Origin of the sequence: Anaerostipes amylophilus (assembly GCF_025567365.1) — a bacterium.
GTDB classification, from domain to species: domain Bacteria; phylum Bacillota; class Clostridia; order Lachnospirales; family Lachnospiraceae; genus Anaerostipes; species Anaerostipes amylophilus.
Map to the genome: position 1 here is coordinate 402166 of NZ_JAOQJG010000001.1, position 15330 is coordinate 417495.

Here is a 15330-nt window from a genome sequence, read left to right on the forward strand (position 1 = left end):
CATCTTTTTCGTCGATTCTTTCCATTTATTCAAATACTTTTTTTATGCTGTCGTAATGTAAGAAAATGCCTTCTTCTGCAAAATCTTTGATCTCATCCGTTGTTGCAAACATATACCCATCAATCTCGGCTTCCTGAAAGTTTACATCACTGTCATCAATATCCAATGTAAAGCGGTAAACATCTACAAAATAGTTATCTCCCTCTCCTGGATTCTCTCTCTTATAGGTAAACATGTATCCGCCTTCTGCGCCTTTGACATCAAGTCCTGTTTCTTCTTTTACTTCACGAAGCACTGCATCATAAGAAGCCTCTCCAGCCTGTGCAGCTCCTCCAGACACTTCCCACCATCCTGGTGCCCATGCCTTGGTCATGACTCTCTTTGTGATCAGGAACTTTCCATCTGGTCTTCTAATAACTCCAAGAACCGTTAAATGATATTCGTCGTCTTTTAATGTCCAGTCATTTCTCTTCATTATACGACCGGTTGGTTGTTTGTTTTTATCGTAGATGTCCCATCTTTCTTCCATTATTTTGTATTCTCCTTGGATGTGTTTTTGATGATTCTAAATCTTATTATTTTCTAATAATATCAGTTGCACTAAAGACTTTATCGCCTTTTTGAACTTTCACACCTTTTGCCTCTAACAGTTCAGAAACTGTACAAACTTCATATCCTTTCTTCTTAAGGATTGGTAATACTTTCTCTACTGCCGCAACTGTTGGCTTATGAATGTCATGCATTAACACGATATCTCCGTCTTTTGCATGTTTTAAGATTGTCTTTACTGTTGCGTCTGTGTTCTTTGTCTTCCAGTCTAATGTGTCAACACTCCAAAGAATCAAGGCCGTGTCAATTCCCTGTTTCACATTCTCGTTAATTGCTCCGTATGGAGGTCTTACACTGACTGGTTTGCTTCCACATGCTTTGTAGATCACATTAGCTGTTTTGTCTTCCTGTGCTCTTACCTGTGCTGCACTTAATTTTGGAAGGTATGTATGATTCCATGTATGACTTGATACTTCATTACCAGATTCTAAGACTTTCTTAACTGTCTCTGGATAGTAATTTGCATTCTGCCCTAACATGAAAAATGTTGCTCTTGCATCGTTCTTCTCTAATGCTGCAATAACTCGTTCTGTATTTCCCTTTAATGGACCGTCATCAAATGTAAATGCGATCAGTTTCTTCGTTTTATCAATCTTTCTTGGAACATAGAGTGATTTCTTAAATTCTTTATCTGTTCCTTTGCCGAGCAGGTTATCATTTGCCTTTACCATGTATTCTCCCATGGATTTATTAACAGATGCATAACTTGTTCGTCCTAATCTTGTTGTTATAAAGAATGCTCCGACTACGATCACTGCAATGATCACTACTAGTCCCACAATTCTTCCTACATTCAACCGTCTTCTTTTTCTTCTTCTGGCCATTGTACCCTTCTTCTTTCCTTATAATAATTTAAATGTATCTACATCCACTAAACCAAGATCTGTAAGTCTTAATGATGGAATCACTGGAAGAGCCATAAATGATAATGTGATAAATGGATCAATATCTCTGGATATTCCAAGTTTCCATGCTTTCTGTAACAGATCATCAATTCCTTTCTGGATGTCTTTTGCCGGTTCCTGACTTAAAAGTCCCGCAACCGTAAGCGGTAGTGTACCTAAAACTTTGCCTTCAGATACCAATGCGTATCCGCCCTGTATCTCTTCTATCGTCTGTACTGCTTTGATGATATCTTCATCGTTATCTCCTGCTGCAATGATATTATGAGAATCATGTGCCACAGATGTTGCGATCGCACCATTTGTAATACCATATCCTTTGATCGGTGCTGCAGATACATTCCCTGTTCCACGATGGCGTTCAAATACACATAGTTTGGAGTATTCACTATCTGGTGTGAACCATCCATGATCATTCGGAACTTCCTCATGCAAAAATGTTGTAACGATCTGTCCCGGAATCATTCCGATCACTGGAATCTCTCCATCTGCTTTCACCTGAATCTTATCTTTGGAAATGTCTTTTAAGACCACTGTGTGAAGCATAGATTCTTCCACTGGTTTTGCTTCCTTTGAGAAGAATTCACTGTTCACTGGCTGTCCTTGTTTATATACAGAAGATACCTTTACATCTTCTAAGGCATCAAGAATCACAATATCTGCATCCTTACCTTCTTCCAATGTTCCAATATCATCTAAACCATAAGTCTTAGCTGCATTGTAAGTTGCCATCTTTACTGCCTGTACAGGTTCCATTCCAAGCTCGATACTCTTCTTTATATTGTAACTAATATGACCTTCATTTTCAATAGTATCAAGGTGTTTATCGTCAGTACAAAACATAAATTTTTCAATATATTCTGGCTCTTTAACAAGACCTGGAACAATATTTTCTACATTTCTTGCTGCACTTCCTTCTCTGACAAGGATTTTCATTCCAGCAAGGCATTTTTCTTTCGCTTCTTCAAACGATGTACATTCATGTTCTGTCATAACTCCGGCTTCTACATAAGCCTTGAGATCGTCACCAGTAAGCCCTGGTGCATGGCCGTCAATGATCATTCCTTTGCATAATTCAAGCTTCTTCATGATCTGTTCTTCTTTGCTTAAAACTGCTGGGTAACACATAACCTCCCCAAGCCCAAGTACAAGCGGATGATCTTTCCACTGTTTCATATCTTCTGCTGTGAAATCAGCTCCATTTGTCTCAAATGGAGTTGCCGGAATAGAAGATGGCATCATAACATATATGCCAAGCGGAGCATCACCTGCTGCATCAAGAATATATTCCATCGCTTCATTTCCTTTAACATTCACCAGCTCATGTGGGTCTGCGATCACTGTTGTCGTTCCATGCGGCATAACCGCCTTTGAAAATTCCATTGGCGTTGCCATACTTGATTCAATATGCACATGTGCATCAATAAATCCTGGTGCAATGTATTTTCCTGTACAATCTATTTCATTTTCCCCTGAAAAATGACCAACTCCTGTGATTTTTCCATCTTTCACTGCAATATCAGCCTGGTCAATCTTTTCATTCTTTACATCAATGACATTTCCATTCTTTAAGATAAAATCATACATATTCTTCCCTCCTGTTTCATTGAAACTTAACCATTCCAACATAATATTTCTTATCTGTATCAAATAACATATTCCAGTCGATTTCTTCGCGTTCTCCACAGTTTGACCAGATCAGTAGTTCTTTTTCTTCATCAAACCCTGTGATCGTTACCCAATGCCAGTTATCTTCTCGAAGCTCATATGCCGGATGCCTTAAGATCAAAAATGCAACTGGATTTTCCTCTTTCAATGAAGGCAAAATGAAATCCAGTGCCTGCTCTTTACTCTTTGGCAAAAATAATTGTTCAGATTTAAATTCTATTCCTCTATCTGCCGCATATCTTTTAAAATCTTTTGCAAATCTTCCGATCAATGGATATCCCATAAATCCTGGCTTCATATATTGATACATTGTCTGCATCAGTTTCAGATATTGTTCCTGTTCTTTCGCATCTTGTCCTTCTTCTGGCTGATATAATGATTTGAATTCATCCTTATTCATGGCATAAATCACTGCAATATTACTTCCTGTCACGCTTCCACATCCTGCTAACCGCTGGAAATCTCCCGGGAACCATTCCTGATCTCCTCCATATCCAATGATCCTGCCATCTTTTATGATCTGCGGACAGCAAAGTTCCTTCCTCATAATCTATTCCTTTCTTATTATATCTCTACGCTTTTTCACTTATTTTTAAATTTATTGAATTTATTCTTTTCTTTATGTTAATATTGTTATCATTAACCGATATTATTATTTTGCAGAAAGGATGACAACACTTATGAAAAATATCATGACTTCCTTATGTCTTGCACTTTTTATCATCAGTGCATCTGTTACGATAACATTAAACTTCCGACCTTTATATTATCATGATATTTCCGCTTTGAAAATAGAAGAAACTTCTGGATTTTCCAAAAATATCATTAAAAAAAATTATGACGAATTGATCGATTATAATCAGTTTTTTCATTCTGGAAAGCTAAAACTTACTATGCCGATGTCCAGAGAAGGACGAATTCATTTTGAAGATGTAAAACGTATCTTTGATACAATTGAGATTGCCTGTATCATTACATTAATCTTATCCTGTTATCTCGTTACCACACAAATCCGAAAACGTGATCTCAGGTTTTTAAAAATATCTTCGATCATTACGATATTACTTCCAACGATCGCTGGCATCATGACTGCTGTTAACTGGGAAGCTGTATTTATTATGTTTCATAAGATCATGTTTCGTAATGACTACTGGCTCTTTGATGAAGCTCTCGATCCTGTAATCACAATCCTTCCTGATACATTTTTTCTTCAATGTGCAGTCATGATCATTTTGCTGATCCTGTCAGGAAGTTTGCTTTGTATCTTATTTCGTTCTTTTTTTCACCACAAGTTTATGATATAATTGTTGAGTTATTAATTATTTGTGTCAATTATTACATTTATATTAAGATAGGAGCTTGAATCATGAAACTTTCACAAATAAAAACAAAAGAAGTCAGAGATCGTGTTCGAAAGTCTCGTTACAAAAAATTTATATTTGCTTTTATTGTACTATTTCTGATCCTGATCGTTTCTGTGTGCTTTCATTCATACTACGCTCAGCAAAAGGCGAAAAAAAATGCCACTGCAAAGGCACAGCAGAAAATGGAAAATGAATATAAAAAAGCAAAAAAAGAAGCCGAAAAAGAAAAGACTTCCTTAAAACCATGGTATACCTATCATGGCATTGCACACGCCTTAGGTGGTCTTAATGGAAAACAGTATTTAAATTCCATTGATGGTTTTTATTCAAACTATCAAAAAGGATACCGCATTTTTGAAATGGATCTTCAGCTTACATCAGATAATGTGCTTGTCGGAAGACATACCTGGGGAGATAATCTTTCAGATCCTTTAAGTAAACATGGTGATCCTGCTAGCTATCGTGAATTTAAGAATACCAAATTATACGGCCGTTACAAGCCTACTTCTTTTCTTGATATGCTGAATGCAATGGAACGTTATAAAGATTTTTATCTGATGACTGATTCGAAATCTACAGACACACCAACTGTCCAAAAGGAATTCTCTACTCTGGTCCAGACTGCAAAAAAGGCTGGAAAGACTGAATATCTGGATCGTTTGATCGTACAGATTTATAACGAAAATATGTATTACACAATAAAGAAAATCTACCCATTCAAACATTTTGTGTATACCACATACAAGCAGCGTGATGTCGCATTCTATAAGATGGTAAAATTCTGTAAAAAGAATGGGTTTGAGGGTGTCACAAGCCCACAGAATGATATCAACGACTATCGTATGGATATTTTAGCCAAAGAAGGAATCTATGGATTCACTCATACAGTAAATAACTCTTATTTTACAAAAGAATATATGAAATTAGGTGTTTACGGTATCTATTCTGATTTTATGATTCCTTCAGAAATCAACAAAAATTATCTTGAAGTTTATTGTCCAAAGTTTGCTTCCAGATATATGAAAACTGTCATTCCTGCACTTGGAAAATAATTTTAATATCATGAGCTTAAAAATCCCGGAGAGTTATTTCCGGGATTTTTATAGCTTATTTTATTATATGTTCTTTGATCATAGGATTGATTCCTCCGCTGTGTCCACAAGCATTTTCATTGCTTCCACAGGATATTTACCGTGTGCAGTTTCCCCTGTCAGCATCAATGCACTGGCTCCTTGTGTAACTGCATGATAGATATCATTTACCTCTGCCCTTGTTGGATATGGATTCTTTATCATGGAATCTAACATCTGGGTTACAATCATGAAATCCTTGTTGTGCTTTCTGCACACTCTTGCAATATGTGCCTGAATTCTTGGAAGTTGTGATAATGGCATTGCATTCCCAAGATCTCCTCTTGCGATCACGATGTAATCACAATATGGAATCAGTTCTTCCAAATGCTCGACACCTGTCATATTTTCTATCTTTGCAAAAATTCTGATGTCTTCGCAGCCATATTCTCTTAATGCTTCTCTTAGTATGATCAAGTCTGCTTTATTCCGTACAAATGGAAGCATGACATCCGTTACTTTATACTGCTTTGCCACTGCAAGATTCCTTAAATCCGCCTCTGTTAACGTTGGATTGTTAATACTGCATCCTGGCATTGCAATACTTTTATGTGCTGTCAATACTCCTCCACAAATAATCTTACATCTCCATGAGGATTCTGATATTTTCTGTTCTGCTGTCAGCTTGATCTTTCCGTCATCAAGTAAGATTTCCTGATTCTTTTTAATGTACGGGAAAATCTCCTTCGGTGCCGGAATACCTCCATGTCCAAGAATCACATGGGCACCATTGGAAAGTCCCATGTTTCCTTCCAGATTTCCTATTCTTAATTCTGGACCGATCAGATCGATCATAAGCTTCTTTTCTTTTCCTGTTTGACTGGCCGCATCAAAATAATGCTGAATCCATGACTGGCTTGTTTCTAATGAACTATGTGATAAGTTTAACCGGATACCTGTCATTCCTGCATCAAACATCTTCTTTAATATTATTGGTTCGCAACATGTTGGACCTAGAGTTCCGTAGTATTCCATTGTGCATCACTTCCTTTGGCTTTATTGTAACATTTTCCACAAGGAATATCCAACACAAAAACTTCTTCACTGCTTACGCAATTAATATTCTTATAACCGCTTAATTTATATAATATAATTTAAACTTTTTACTTGAATACTTATTATTCTTCCCCTTAGAATCCCTGATAAGTGTCACTTTTTGTTTCTCCTCTTTTTCCGCTTTCACAGTCCCAAGACAATAATCTCTGATCGCCTTTGCATCTGCCTGGGCTAATTTCTTAATCTTAGAATCATCTTTTAAAAACTGCTTCACATCATTATCGTTATCCACAAAACTATGTTCCACAATGACGCCTGGAATTCCTTTTTCTATGCTGTTATGAATAACCCTATAGTAATCTCTTATTTTTCCATTTGGATATTTCTCATTTTTCTCTGATGTTCGCATCAATAATCCTTGATTCTCAACACCTGTCTGCTCTAAATACTTCAAAAAATAACATCCAAGAAGCTGTGCCTGTTGGGACACTTCTTTGTTATAATTCCCTGTTGGCACAAGTACTGTACAGCCATGGTCATAGTCTACGATCTCACCTTTTGCATTATTGTGCAGGCTGACGAACAAATCTGCCTTATCCTGAACTGCTTTCGGTACTCTCTCTCCTAATTCAGGTTTTGTGTCTCCTGTTCTTGTTAGATAAACTTTGATGTTTGAATTTTTTGAAAGTTCCTGTTTGATATATTTCGCTATTTTTAAGTTGATATCTTTTTCTTGCGGCTGATCATTTGTTTCTCCTACAGCACCACTGTCATTACCACCATGTCCTGGATCTAATTCTATGATCCAATTTGATTTTTTTAATTTTCTTGTTTCCTGTTTCTTGCTCGATGTTATTGTCATAACTTCCTTCGCTGCTGTTTTTTGTGATGTTGTTTTCTCTTGCGTCGTTTGTTTCTTAGTTCCACAGCCAGAAATACTTGCACATAATACTAACATTAGTGCTAATACTTTTCTTATATTCTTTTTCATTTGCTCCCCCGCTCATTTCATGATCATTTTTTTATTTTATCACTTTAATTTGTATTTTACAAAAAAATCAGTGGCAGAATCATCTTCTACCACTGATTTTTTTACACCCGATCACAAGTAAGATTCCTAATGAAATAATGCTCATCCATAGATACATTTCCACTTTTTTATCATCCCCAGTTCTACTTTTTGCCTTGCTGCTTTCGCTGGTTTTTGTTTTCGTCCCTGAATCGGATCTGTTCTTATTTTTTTCATTTAGATATTCATCACATCGTTCATTTTTGTTATGCTCGCTGTTGCTATCATGATCTTTATCATATAAATTTTCATCATCGACGAGGTCCATAAAACGAATTTCTGTTACTTTTGCTCCTGCCTGTGTATTTTTGTGGATTGCCGTTGTAACAAACAATTCTCCATTTCCATGATTTAATACTTGTATATGTAAATAGTATTTCTTCAATACTTTATTTCTTCCACGAATAAGTTCTAATTCATATTTATAATCTCCGGGGCTTGTATAGGTGATGGATGGAAACATTTCTTTCGTTTCACCTTCTTTGACCCTTTCTATATATTCTTCTTTCTGACTTTTTCCTGGCATTGGCGTGTTTTTCTGTAATGCTTTTAATTTTATTTTATATTTTTGTCCTCGAACGAGTCCTCCATGTCCCCATTTAAATTTCAAAGGAAAAGAAAAATTAACAGAATGTTGTGCCGCATATGTATATTCAAGATTCCCTGCATTGATCGCAAATAAAAATGCTGTGATCACAACCACAAATATTTTTTTCACCTTTCATCTCTCCCTTCTTATTTTTTGTACATTGCAAGAACCACGGTTCGATCATCTACCTGATCTGTAGAACAGGTTCCGAGTGCCAAAACACTATAGTTCCCACTTTGTGAATTCAATATTTCTATTTTATCATTTTGCATCCAGTTGGCTTTCATTTTTACATAATTTAAAAACTGCTGTCTGTTATTCTTATATTTCGATGGATCAAAAATATAGGAATCTGTCGATCTTACGACCAGAACTGCAAAGATCTTTAATGGATATTTCTTCCCTTTCGGCTTTAAATCTTTTAATTTTACTTTATATGTCAGCGTCCTTATTTCCTTCGCTTTCATATCTCCGATCTCCCAGATCAAAGTTCCTGGTTTGGTGCTATCTTGCAAATATACTTTGCTTTCAAACTGCTCTCCGTTTCCTTCATATGGGAGGTTTTTATCATTTGGCTGATGTGCTGCTGTTTTCTTTGTTGTATCAACTCCTATGTAAGAATCAATATAGGTTTGATTCTTTGTAAACTGATCTTTGACCACCACATCTGGCATTAGATCGTCTCCTGTTTTTGCGATCAATGTGTATGTCAGGTAGCCATTTCCATTTTCTTCACTATAACTTGGTTCTGTTTTTGTAAGTTCCAGATTTCCTAATCTTGCATCACTGTCTTCTTCGAAGTTTAATTTTTTTGTGACCTCTCCGAATTTAATCGTTTGCTGTGGCTGACCTTTGATCAGTTGTCTGTCCGTAGTTACATATACAGAAAAATTACCATTTATTTTTTTATTTTCTTCCTCATCCTGCTGAAGAAATGATTCCTCAAAACTCAACAAAACATCTTGTGTATCATCCTCAACTTTAATCGTTCCGATCTTATTTCCGTTTGCATCTTGTATAGAATTAAGCACTACAAAACTATCCTGAAACAATTCCGGCAGATGGTATCTTAATGTCTTATTATGGTTGAGGAGTTCTTTTGCATCTATATTTTTGTAGTTTACTGTGATCTTAATTCTTGCATCTGCCGGAATATTTTTCGTGTCATCTGTAATCTTGATCCAATCTTCCCCTGATTGATACTCTATTGTCACTGCTTGAATATAATTGTATTTCTATAATTTCAAGATTGTGTTTTATTTTTAGCCTTACCTTGACATTCTCTTAACATCTTGAATGGCAGCACCAACTTTGTTAAACTTATTTATAGCAATTATCCTACACATTAATTAAAGGAATCTTAACTATATGACACTAGAAGAACAATACCATCTATCCTGTTACGAGGAACTGACAACACTTGGTGATCACAATCATATATATCTTGTAAAACACAAACTATCTGGAGAGATTTTTGTTAAGAAAGTTTTAACCAGATTTTCTTTTAATGTTTATAAACAGTTGATGGACTTACAGCTTTCTGGTATTCCAACAATCTATGATATGATCTTGGATGATGATTCTTTGATCTTGATCGAAGAATATATCCATGGTCAAACTTTAGAACAGCTGCTTAATGATCAGAACACCCTGATCTATTCAGATGCTTTATCAATTATGAAAAAGCTTTGCCATATCTTAAAGCCTCTTCATGATTTAAAGCCACCGATCATTCATCGTGATCTGAAATTGTCTAATATTATTTTAACTAGTGAGAATCTGATCTATATCGTAGACTTTGATACTGCCAGATATTATGAATCTGGGAGAGAACAGGATACAGAATTGCTTGGCACCAAAGAATATGCTCCTCCAGAACAGTATGGTTTTGGACAGTCAGATGCCCGGTCTGATATCTATGCGTTAGGAATTATTTTTAACCGATTATTAACTGGTGAATATCCTAAACATCAACTAGCTGATAACCGGTACCGCCCGGTCATTTCAAAATGTATCCGACTGGATCCTGATGAGCGTTTTCAGACAATTTCTGAACTCGAGAATGCCTTGCATAGTAGTCTTTCTTCCGATATTGGGAAACCTGGTTTTACCTTTGTTTCGATCAAATCAGATATTCCTGGATTTCGTTCTGGAAATCTCTGGAAAATGATCGTTGCTTTTCTTGGTTATTTATTTTTTATTTATTGTAGTTTCTCAATGGATTTTTCTGATACACAAACTCAGCTAGTCCTTACTGGTACGAGACTTTGGTATGAACGTTTTTTCATGTTATTGATCTTTATAAGTCTTACTTTTTATAATTTTAACTATAAAAACATCCGCACAAGATCATTTTTGGGGCGTTCCTTTCCTCTATTATTTCAGATTCTATTGCAATGTCTGATCTCATTCGGAATCATTGTTTTCCTAATAATGGTCATGATGTTAATCGAAAGTATTATATGGTAATTTCTTATATCGCTGGCAGAAAAATTTACGCTGTCAGCGAAACATTTCTATAACAATATTTGCTAATCTTAATATTGTGAAATATAGAAGGGAGGAATTATTTATGAAAACTTGGAAATTAGTCTCTGGAATCATCTCCATTGTACTTTTTGCATTTGTAATGTTTCAGTCTTGTGCTGCTGGGATTTCGAATTCTTTAGCAGAAAATGGAGAAAGCGGTGGTTCTGCCGGACTGATCGTTGCGATTATTTTATTAGCTGGTGGAATCGTTTCTATCGCTACAAGAAATGGTTCAAAAGGTGGTAATATCGCATTGATCGTCTTATTTGTACTTGGTGCACTATGTGGATTTACCATGGCTGGAAGTTATGCAGATTTAAATATCTGGGCTGCCTGGTGTCTGATCTGTGCTGTATTTGCAGCAGTTTCTTTAAAGAAAGGGCAATGATCATTTATTATAAATACAAGAAGAGAAAGGATGTTTACATATGCAGGATCAATTAACCGATCATTTAGATCAACAATTAAAATCAACTTCTTTGGAGAATTTTTCAGATTATCTCAAGAATCTTCAACAGTTACCAAGCCTGCAGGATTTTTTCTCTGTTTACATTGCAAAGCATGATATGAAAATTTCGCAGATTATTAAAAATAGCGGAATATCACAAAGCTATGCTCATGAGATCTTAAATGGTAAGAAACCTCATCCTTCCAGAGATTATCTACTTGCTTTGTGTCTTGGGGCGCATATGGATCTGAAAACAACACAGCATGCTCTTCGCATTGCTCAACTTGGAGAACTTTATGCAAAAGTTCCAAGGGATGCAGCAATCATGATGCATATCAATAATGAAAAATGGAATTTGATCGATATTAATATTTTTCTGGAAGAACATGGACTTGATGTAATTTCACTTTCTAAGAAGAATTCATAATAATAACAACAAAAAGATCAGCTGTAAGATATTGTCTTCAGCTGATCTTTTGTTATATTTCTTATGAAATTTTATCTTTTCTCAACACCTAAAGTAACTTTCTCACCATTGATGTTCCATTCTTTTTCGTATCCGACAACTTCAGAGGCTTTCACTTCATCTGCTAAAACGTCACTAGCAATTGCTGCTTCATTTCTTCCGATGATGTCTGCTGCTTTGTCTGATCCTTTGTATGAGAATGTGATATGGTCTGTTACTTCAAATCCAGCTTCTTTTCTCATAGACTGGATCTTGCTGACTACTTCACGGACGAATCCTTCTTCTAACAGTTCTTCGGATAAGTTTGTATCAAGGACAACTGTTACTCCGTTGTCTGCTTCTGTTACGAATCCTTCCTGTTTTACCATCTCGATCAACAGATCTTCTTTGGCTAATTCTACAGGTGTTCCATCAACTTCAAATGTTAATGCTCCCTTAGAGTCTAATTCAGCTTTCGCTTCATTTCCATCAACTCCGGCTAAATAGTTTCTGATTCCTCCAACTAATTTACCGTATTTTGGTCCTACAGTCTTTAATTGTGGTTTGAAGTTGTATGTTGTGAAGTTTGATACATCATCTGTAAATGTGATATTCTTCACATTTAACTCATCTAAGATGATCGCTTCGTCATAATCTGGCAGTGTTGCATCTGCTTTCACATACATCTGTCCGATTGGCTGACGGTTCTTGATGGCTGCACTGTTACGGCATGCACGTCCTAATACAACGATCTTTAAGACGAGATCCATATCTGCTTCTAATTTCTCATCAACCTGTTCTGCATTGTATACAGGGAAGTCGCATAAATGAATGCTTTCTTTTACAGATGGATCAACACTTCTTACGATGTTCTGGTAGATCTCTTCTGTCATGAATGGGATCATTGGTGCTGCTGCTTTACATACAGTTACTAATGCTGTGTATAAAGTCATATATGCATTTACCTTATCCTGTTCCATTCCTTTTGCCCAGAAACGGTCACGACAACGTCTTACATACCAGTTACTCATATCATCTACAAATTCCTGTAATGCTCTTGCAGCTTCAGGGATTCTGTAATTTCCTAAGTTGTCATCTACAGATTTAACCATTGTGTTCATCTTAGATAACAGCCATTTGTCCATAACAGATAATTTATCATATTCTAACGCATGTTTTGTTGGATCAAACTGATCGATCTCTGCATATAATGTGTAGAATGCGTAAGTATTCCATAATGTTCCCATGAATTTACGCTGTCCTTCTGTAACGGCTTTTGCATGGAAACGGTTTGGAAGCCATGGGGCACTGTTTGTATAGAAATACCAACGGATCGCATCTGCTCCATGTTCTTCTAATGCCTCAAATGGATCAACTGCATTTCCTTTGGACTTACTCATCTTCTGTCCATTTTCATCCTGAACGTGTCCTAATACGACAACGTTTTTATATGGTGCTTTATTAAATAATAAAGTAGAAATTGCCATTAAGGAGTAGAACCATCCACGAGTCTGGTCTACAGCTTCTGAGATAAAGTTTGCTGGGAAGTTATCTTCGAAGATCTCTTTATTCTCAAATGGGTAATGCCACTGTGCGAAAGGCATTGATCCTGAATCAAACCAGCAGTCAATAACTTCTTCTACACGGTGCATCTGTTTTCCACAGTGTGGGCACTTAATTGTTACCTGATCGATATATGGGCGGTGAAGCTCGATATCGTCTGGGCAATTATCAGACATGCTCTTTAATTCTTCGATAGATCCGATAGAATGCTGATGTCCACATTCACATTCCCAGATATTTAATGGAGTTCCCCAATAACGGTTTCTTGAGATTCCCCAATCCTGTACGTTCTCTAACCAGTCACCGAAACGTCCTTTACCGATGCTCTTTGGTACCCAGTTAACTGTGTTGTTGTTTGCGATCAGCTGATCTTTTACTTCTGTCATCTTGATGAACCAAGATTCTCTTGCATAATAGATCAGTGGTGTATCACAACGCCAGCAGTGTGGATAGCTATGCTCAAATTTAGGAGCATCGAATAATAATCCACGTTTATCCAGATTCTTTAATACTTCTGGATCTGCTTTCTTAACGAATAATCCGGCAAATGGTGTTTCTTCTGACATGTTACCGCGTTCGTCTACTAACTGTACAAATGGCATGTCATATTTACGTCCGACTTTGGCATCATCTTCACCAAATGCTGGTGCGATATGAACAATACCTGTACCATCTGTTAATGTTACATATCCGTCGCATGTTACATAGAATGCTTTCTTATGCTGTTTTTCAGCAACTTTTGCTGCACAGTCATATAATGGTTCGTATTCTTTGTATTCTAATTCTTTTCCTTTAAACGTCTCTAAAACTTTGTATGCAGGTTTTCCTGATTCTTCGTCTGCTAATTTACCAAGAACTGTATCAAGCAGTGCTTCTGCCATGTAGTATACATATCCATCTGCAGCTTCTACTTTTGCGTATGTCTCTTCTGGATTTACACAAAGACCGATGTTGGATGGAAGTGTCCATGGTGTTGTTGTCCATGCAAGGAAATATGCTTCTTCACCTACGGCTTTGAAACGTACGATCGCAGAGCGTTCTTTGACATCTTTATATCCCTGTGCTACTTCCTGTGCGGATAATGGTGTTCCACAACGAGGGCAATAAGGTACGATCTTAAATCCTTTATAAAGTAATTTCTTATCCCAGATCTGCTTTAATGCCCACCATACAGATTCGATAAAGTTGTTATCATATGTGATGTATGGATGTTCCATGTCAGCCCAGAAACCTACTGTATCTGAGAAATCTTCCCACATACCTTTGTATTTCCAAACGCTTTCTTTACATTTCTTGATGAATGGTTCCATACCATATTCTTCAATCTGTTCTTTTCCATCAAGACCTAACATCTTCTCAACTTCAAGTTCAACTGGAAGTCCGTGTGTATCCCATCCAGCTTTACGAATGATCTTGTGACCTTTCATTGTCTGATAACGAGGAATCATATCTTTGATGACACGAGTTAAAACGTGTCCGATATGTGGTTTACCATTGGCTGTTGGTGGTCCGTCATAGAATGTGTATGTCGGATCGTCTTTTCTTTCTTCGATACTTTTTTCAAAAATTTCGTTTTCTTTCCAGAACTTTACGGTCTCTTTCTCGCGATCGACAAAGTTCATGTCAGATGATACTTTTTTGTACATCTTTATCTCTCCTTTTTACTAATTAGAAAATCTAATGAAATAGGAACTTTTACAGGATTTCCCTATAAAGCAGGCCGTCCTATAAAATAAAAAAGGTGCAGTCCTAAAAATAGGACAACACCGTTGCTTCTAAACCACCTATTTCACATACTATCATATGTTATCCCGTTAACGGAGGATACCGGCACAGCTTACTTTGTTCAGCCTGCAGCTTGGGAGTGATCTTCCTTCCTATCTTACTAACATCCGGCTTCCACCGCCCCGGACTCGCTCATGCGTTCATGATAGAAGTACTGTCTCCTTCTTCGCTTTTATCATACTAAGTTATCTTAACACTTGAAATGGCGGTTCGTCAATATTGAATTGTATGTT

14 protein-coding genes are annotated in these 15330 nt (G+C 36.6%); 5 read left to right on the forward strand and 9 right to left on the reverse strand.

From position 1 onward, the window contains the following. Positions 1 to 25: 25 nt before the first annotated feature. From OCV53_RS02000 to OCV53_RS02015, 4 genes are read right to left on the reverse strand one after another with little or no spacing between them, the layout of a single operon-like run. A complete protein-coding gene (locus OCV53_RS02000; protein ID WP_055196405.1) occupies positions 26 to 529 on the reverse strand; it encodes an NUDIX hydrolase in 504 nt (167 codons plus the stop codon). Between the two features lie 46 nt (positions 530 to 575). Then, complete coding sequence (locus tag OCV53_RS02005; protein ID WP_055196406.1) at positions 576 to 1433, reverse strand: polysaccharide deacetylase family protein; 858 nt, start codon at positions 1431 to 1433, stop codon at positions 576 to 578. An 18-nt stretch (positions 1434 to 1451) separates the two neighbouring features. Next, entirely contained in the window at positions 1452 to 3098 is a 1647-nt protein-coding gene (gene ade / locus OCV53_RS02010) for an adenine deaminase (protein ID WP_081019882.1), read from the reverse strand. A gap of 16 nt (positions 3099 to 3114) precedes the next feature. Then, positions 3115 to 3726 carry a hypothetical protein gene (locus OCV53_RS02015; RefSeq protein WP_055196408.1) on the reverse strand — a complete coding sequence of 204 codons (612 nt, stop codon included), beginning with the start codon at positions 3724 to 3726 and terminating at the stop codon, positions 3115 to 3117. 133 nt (positions 3727 to 3859) lie between these two features. Between OCV53_RS02015 and OCV53_RS02020 the strand changes: the two genes are divergently transcribed. Then, on the forward strand, positions 3860 to 4483 hold the full coding sequence (locus OCV53_RS02020; RefSeq protein WP_022375540.1) for a TIGR01906 family membrane protein: 624 nt from the start codon (positions 3860 to 3862) through the stop codon (positions 4481 to 4483). Between the two features lie 62 nt (positions 4484 to 4545). Continuing rightward, complete coding sequence (locus OCV53_RS02025; RefSeq protein WP_022375541.1) at positions 4546 to 5595, forward strand: phosphatidylinositol-specific phospholipase C/glycerophosphodiester phosphodiesterase family protein; 1050 nt, start codon at positions 4546 to 4548, stop codon at positions 5593 to 5595. 78 nt (positions 5596 to 5673) lie between these two features. On the opposite strand, the gene pyk is transcribed toward OCV53_RS02025, so the two are convergent. The 4 genes from pyk to OCV53_RS02045 all read right to left on the reverse strand — a co-directional run bounded on the left by pyk (position 5674) and on the right by OCV53_RS02045 (position 9541). Beyond that, positions 5674 to 6648, reverse strand: coding sequence for a pyruvate kinase (gene pyk / locus OCV53_RS02030; protein ID WP_022375542.1), 975 nt, complete (start codon positions 6646 to 6648; stop codon positions 5674 to 5676). 100 nt (positions 6649 to 6748) lie between these two features. After that, positions 6749 to 7660, reverse strand: a complete 912-nt coding sequence (locus OCV53_RS02035; RefSeq protein ID WP_022375543.1) for an N-acetylmuramoyl-L-alanine amidase family protein — start codon at positions 7658 to 7660, stop codon at positions 6749 to 6751. Positions 7661 to 7739: 79 nt separating this feature from the next. After that, complete coding sequence (locus OCV53_RS02040) at positions 7740 to 8456, reverse strand: Spy0128 family protein (RefSeq protein ID WP_055196409.1); 717 nt, start codon at positions 8454 to 8456, stop codon at positions 7740 to 7742. A gap of 17 nt (positions 8457 to 8473) precedes the next feature. Continuing rightward, on the reverse strand, positions 8474 to 9541 hold the full coding sequence (locus tag OCV53_RS02045; RefSeq protein ID WP_055196410.1) for a sortase family protein: 1068 nt from the start codon (positions 9539 to 9541) through the stop codon (positions 8474 to 8476). Between the two features lie 154 nt (positions 9542 to 9695). Between OCV53_RS02045 and OCV53_RS02050 the strand changes: the two genes are divergently transcribed. From OCV53_RS02050 to OCV53_RS02060, 3 genes are all read left to right on the forward strand, one after another. Beyond that, entirely contained in the window at positions 9696 to 10796 is a 1101-nt protein-coding gene (locus OCV53_RS02050; protein ID WP_055196411.1) for a serine/threonine-protein kinase, read from the forward strand. A 103-nt stretch (positions 10797 to 10899) separates the two neighbouring features. After that, positions 10900 to 11244 (forward strand): hypothetical protein, encoded by a 345-nt coding sequence (locus tag OCV53_RS02055; protein ID WP_055196412.1) that lies wholly within the window; start codon positions 10900 to 10902, stop codon positions 11242 to 11244. A 40-nt stretch (positions 11245 to 11284) separates the two neighbouring features. Further along, a complete protein-coding gene (locus OCV53_RS02060) occupies positions 11285 to 11731 on the forward strand; it encodes a helix-turn-helix domain-containing protein (RefSeq protein ID WP_055196413.1) in 447 nt (148 codons plus the stop codon). A 71-nt stretch (positions 11732 to 11802) separates the two neighbouring features. Here the strand turns inward: OCV53_RS02060 and ileS are convergent, their stop codons facing one another. Next, complete coding sequence (gene ileS / locus OCV53_RS02065; protein ID WP_055196414.1) at positions 11803 to 14958, reverse strand: isoleucine--tRNA ligase; 3156 nt, start codon at positions 14956 to 14958, stop codon at positions 11803 to 11805. Positions 14959 to 15330: the final 372 nt, after the last annotated feature.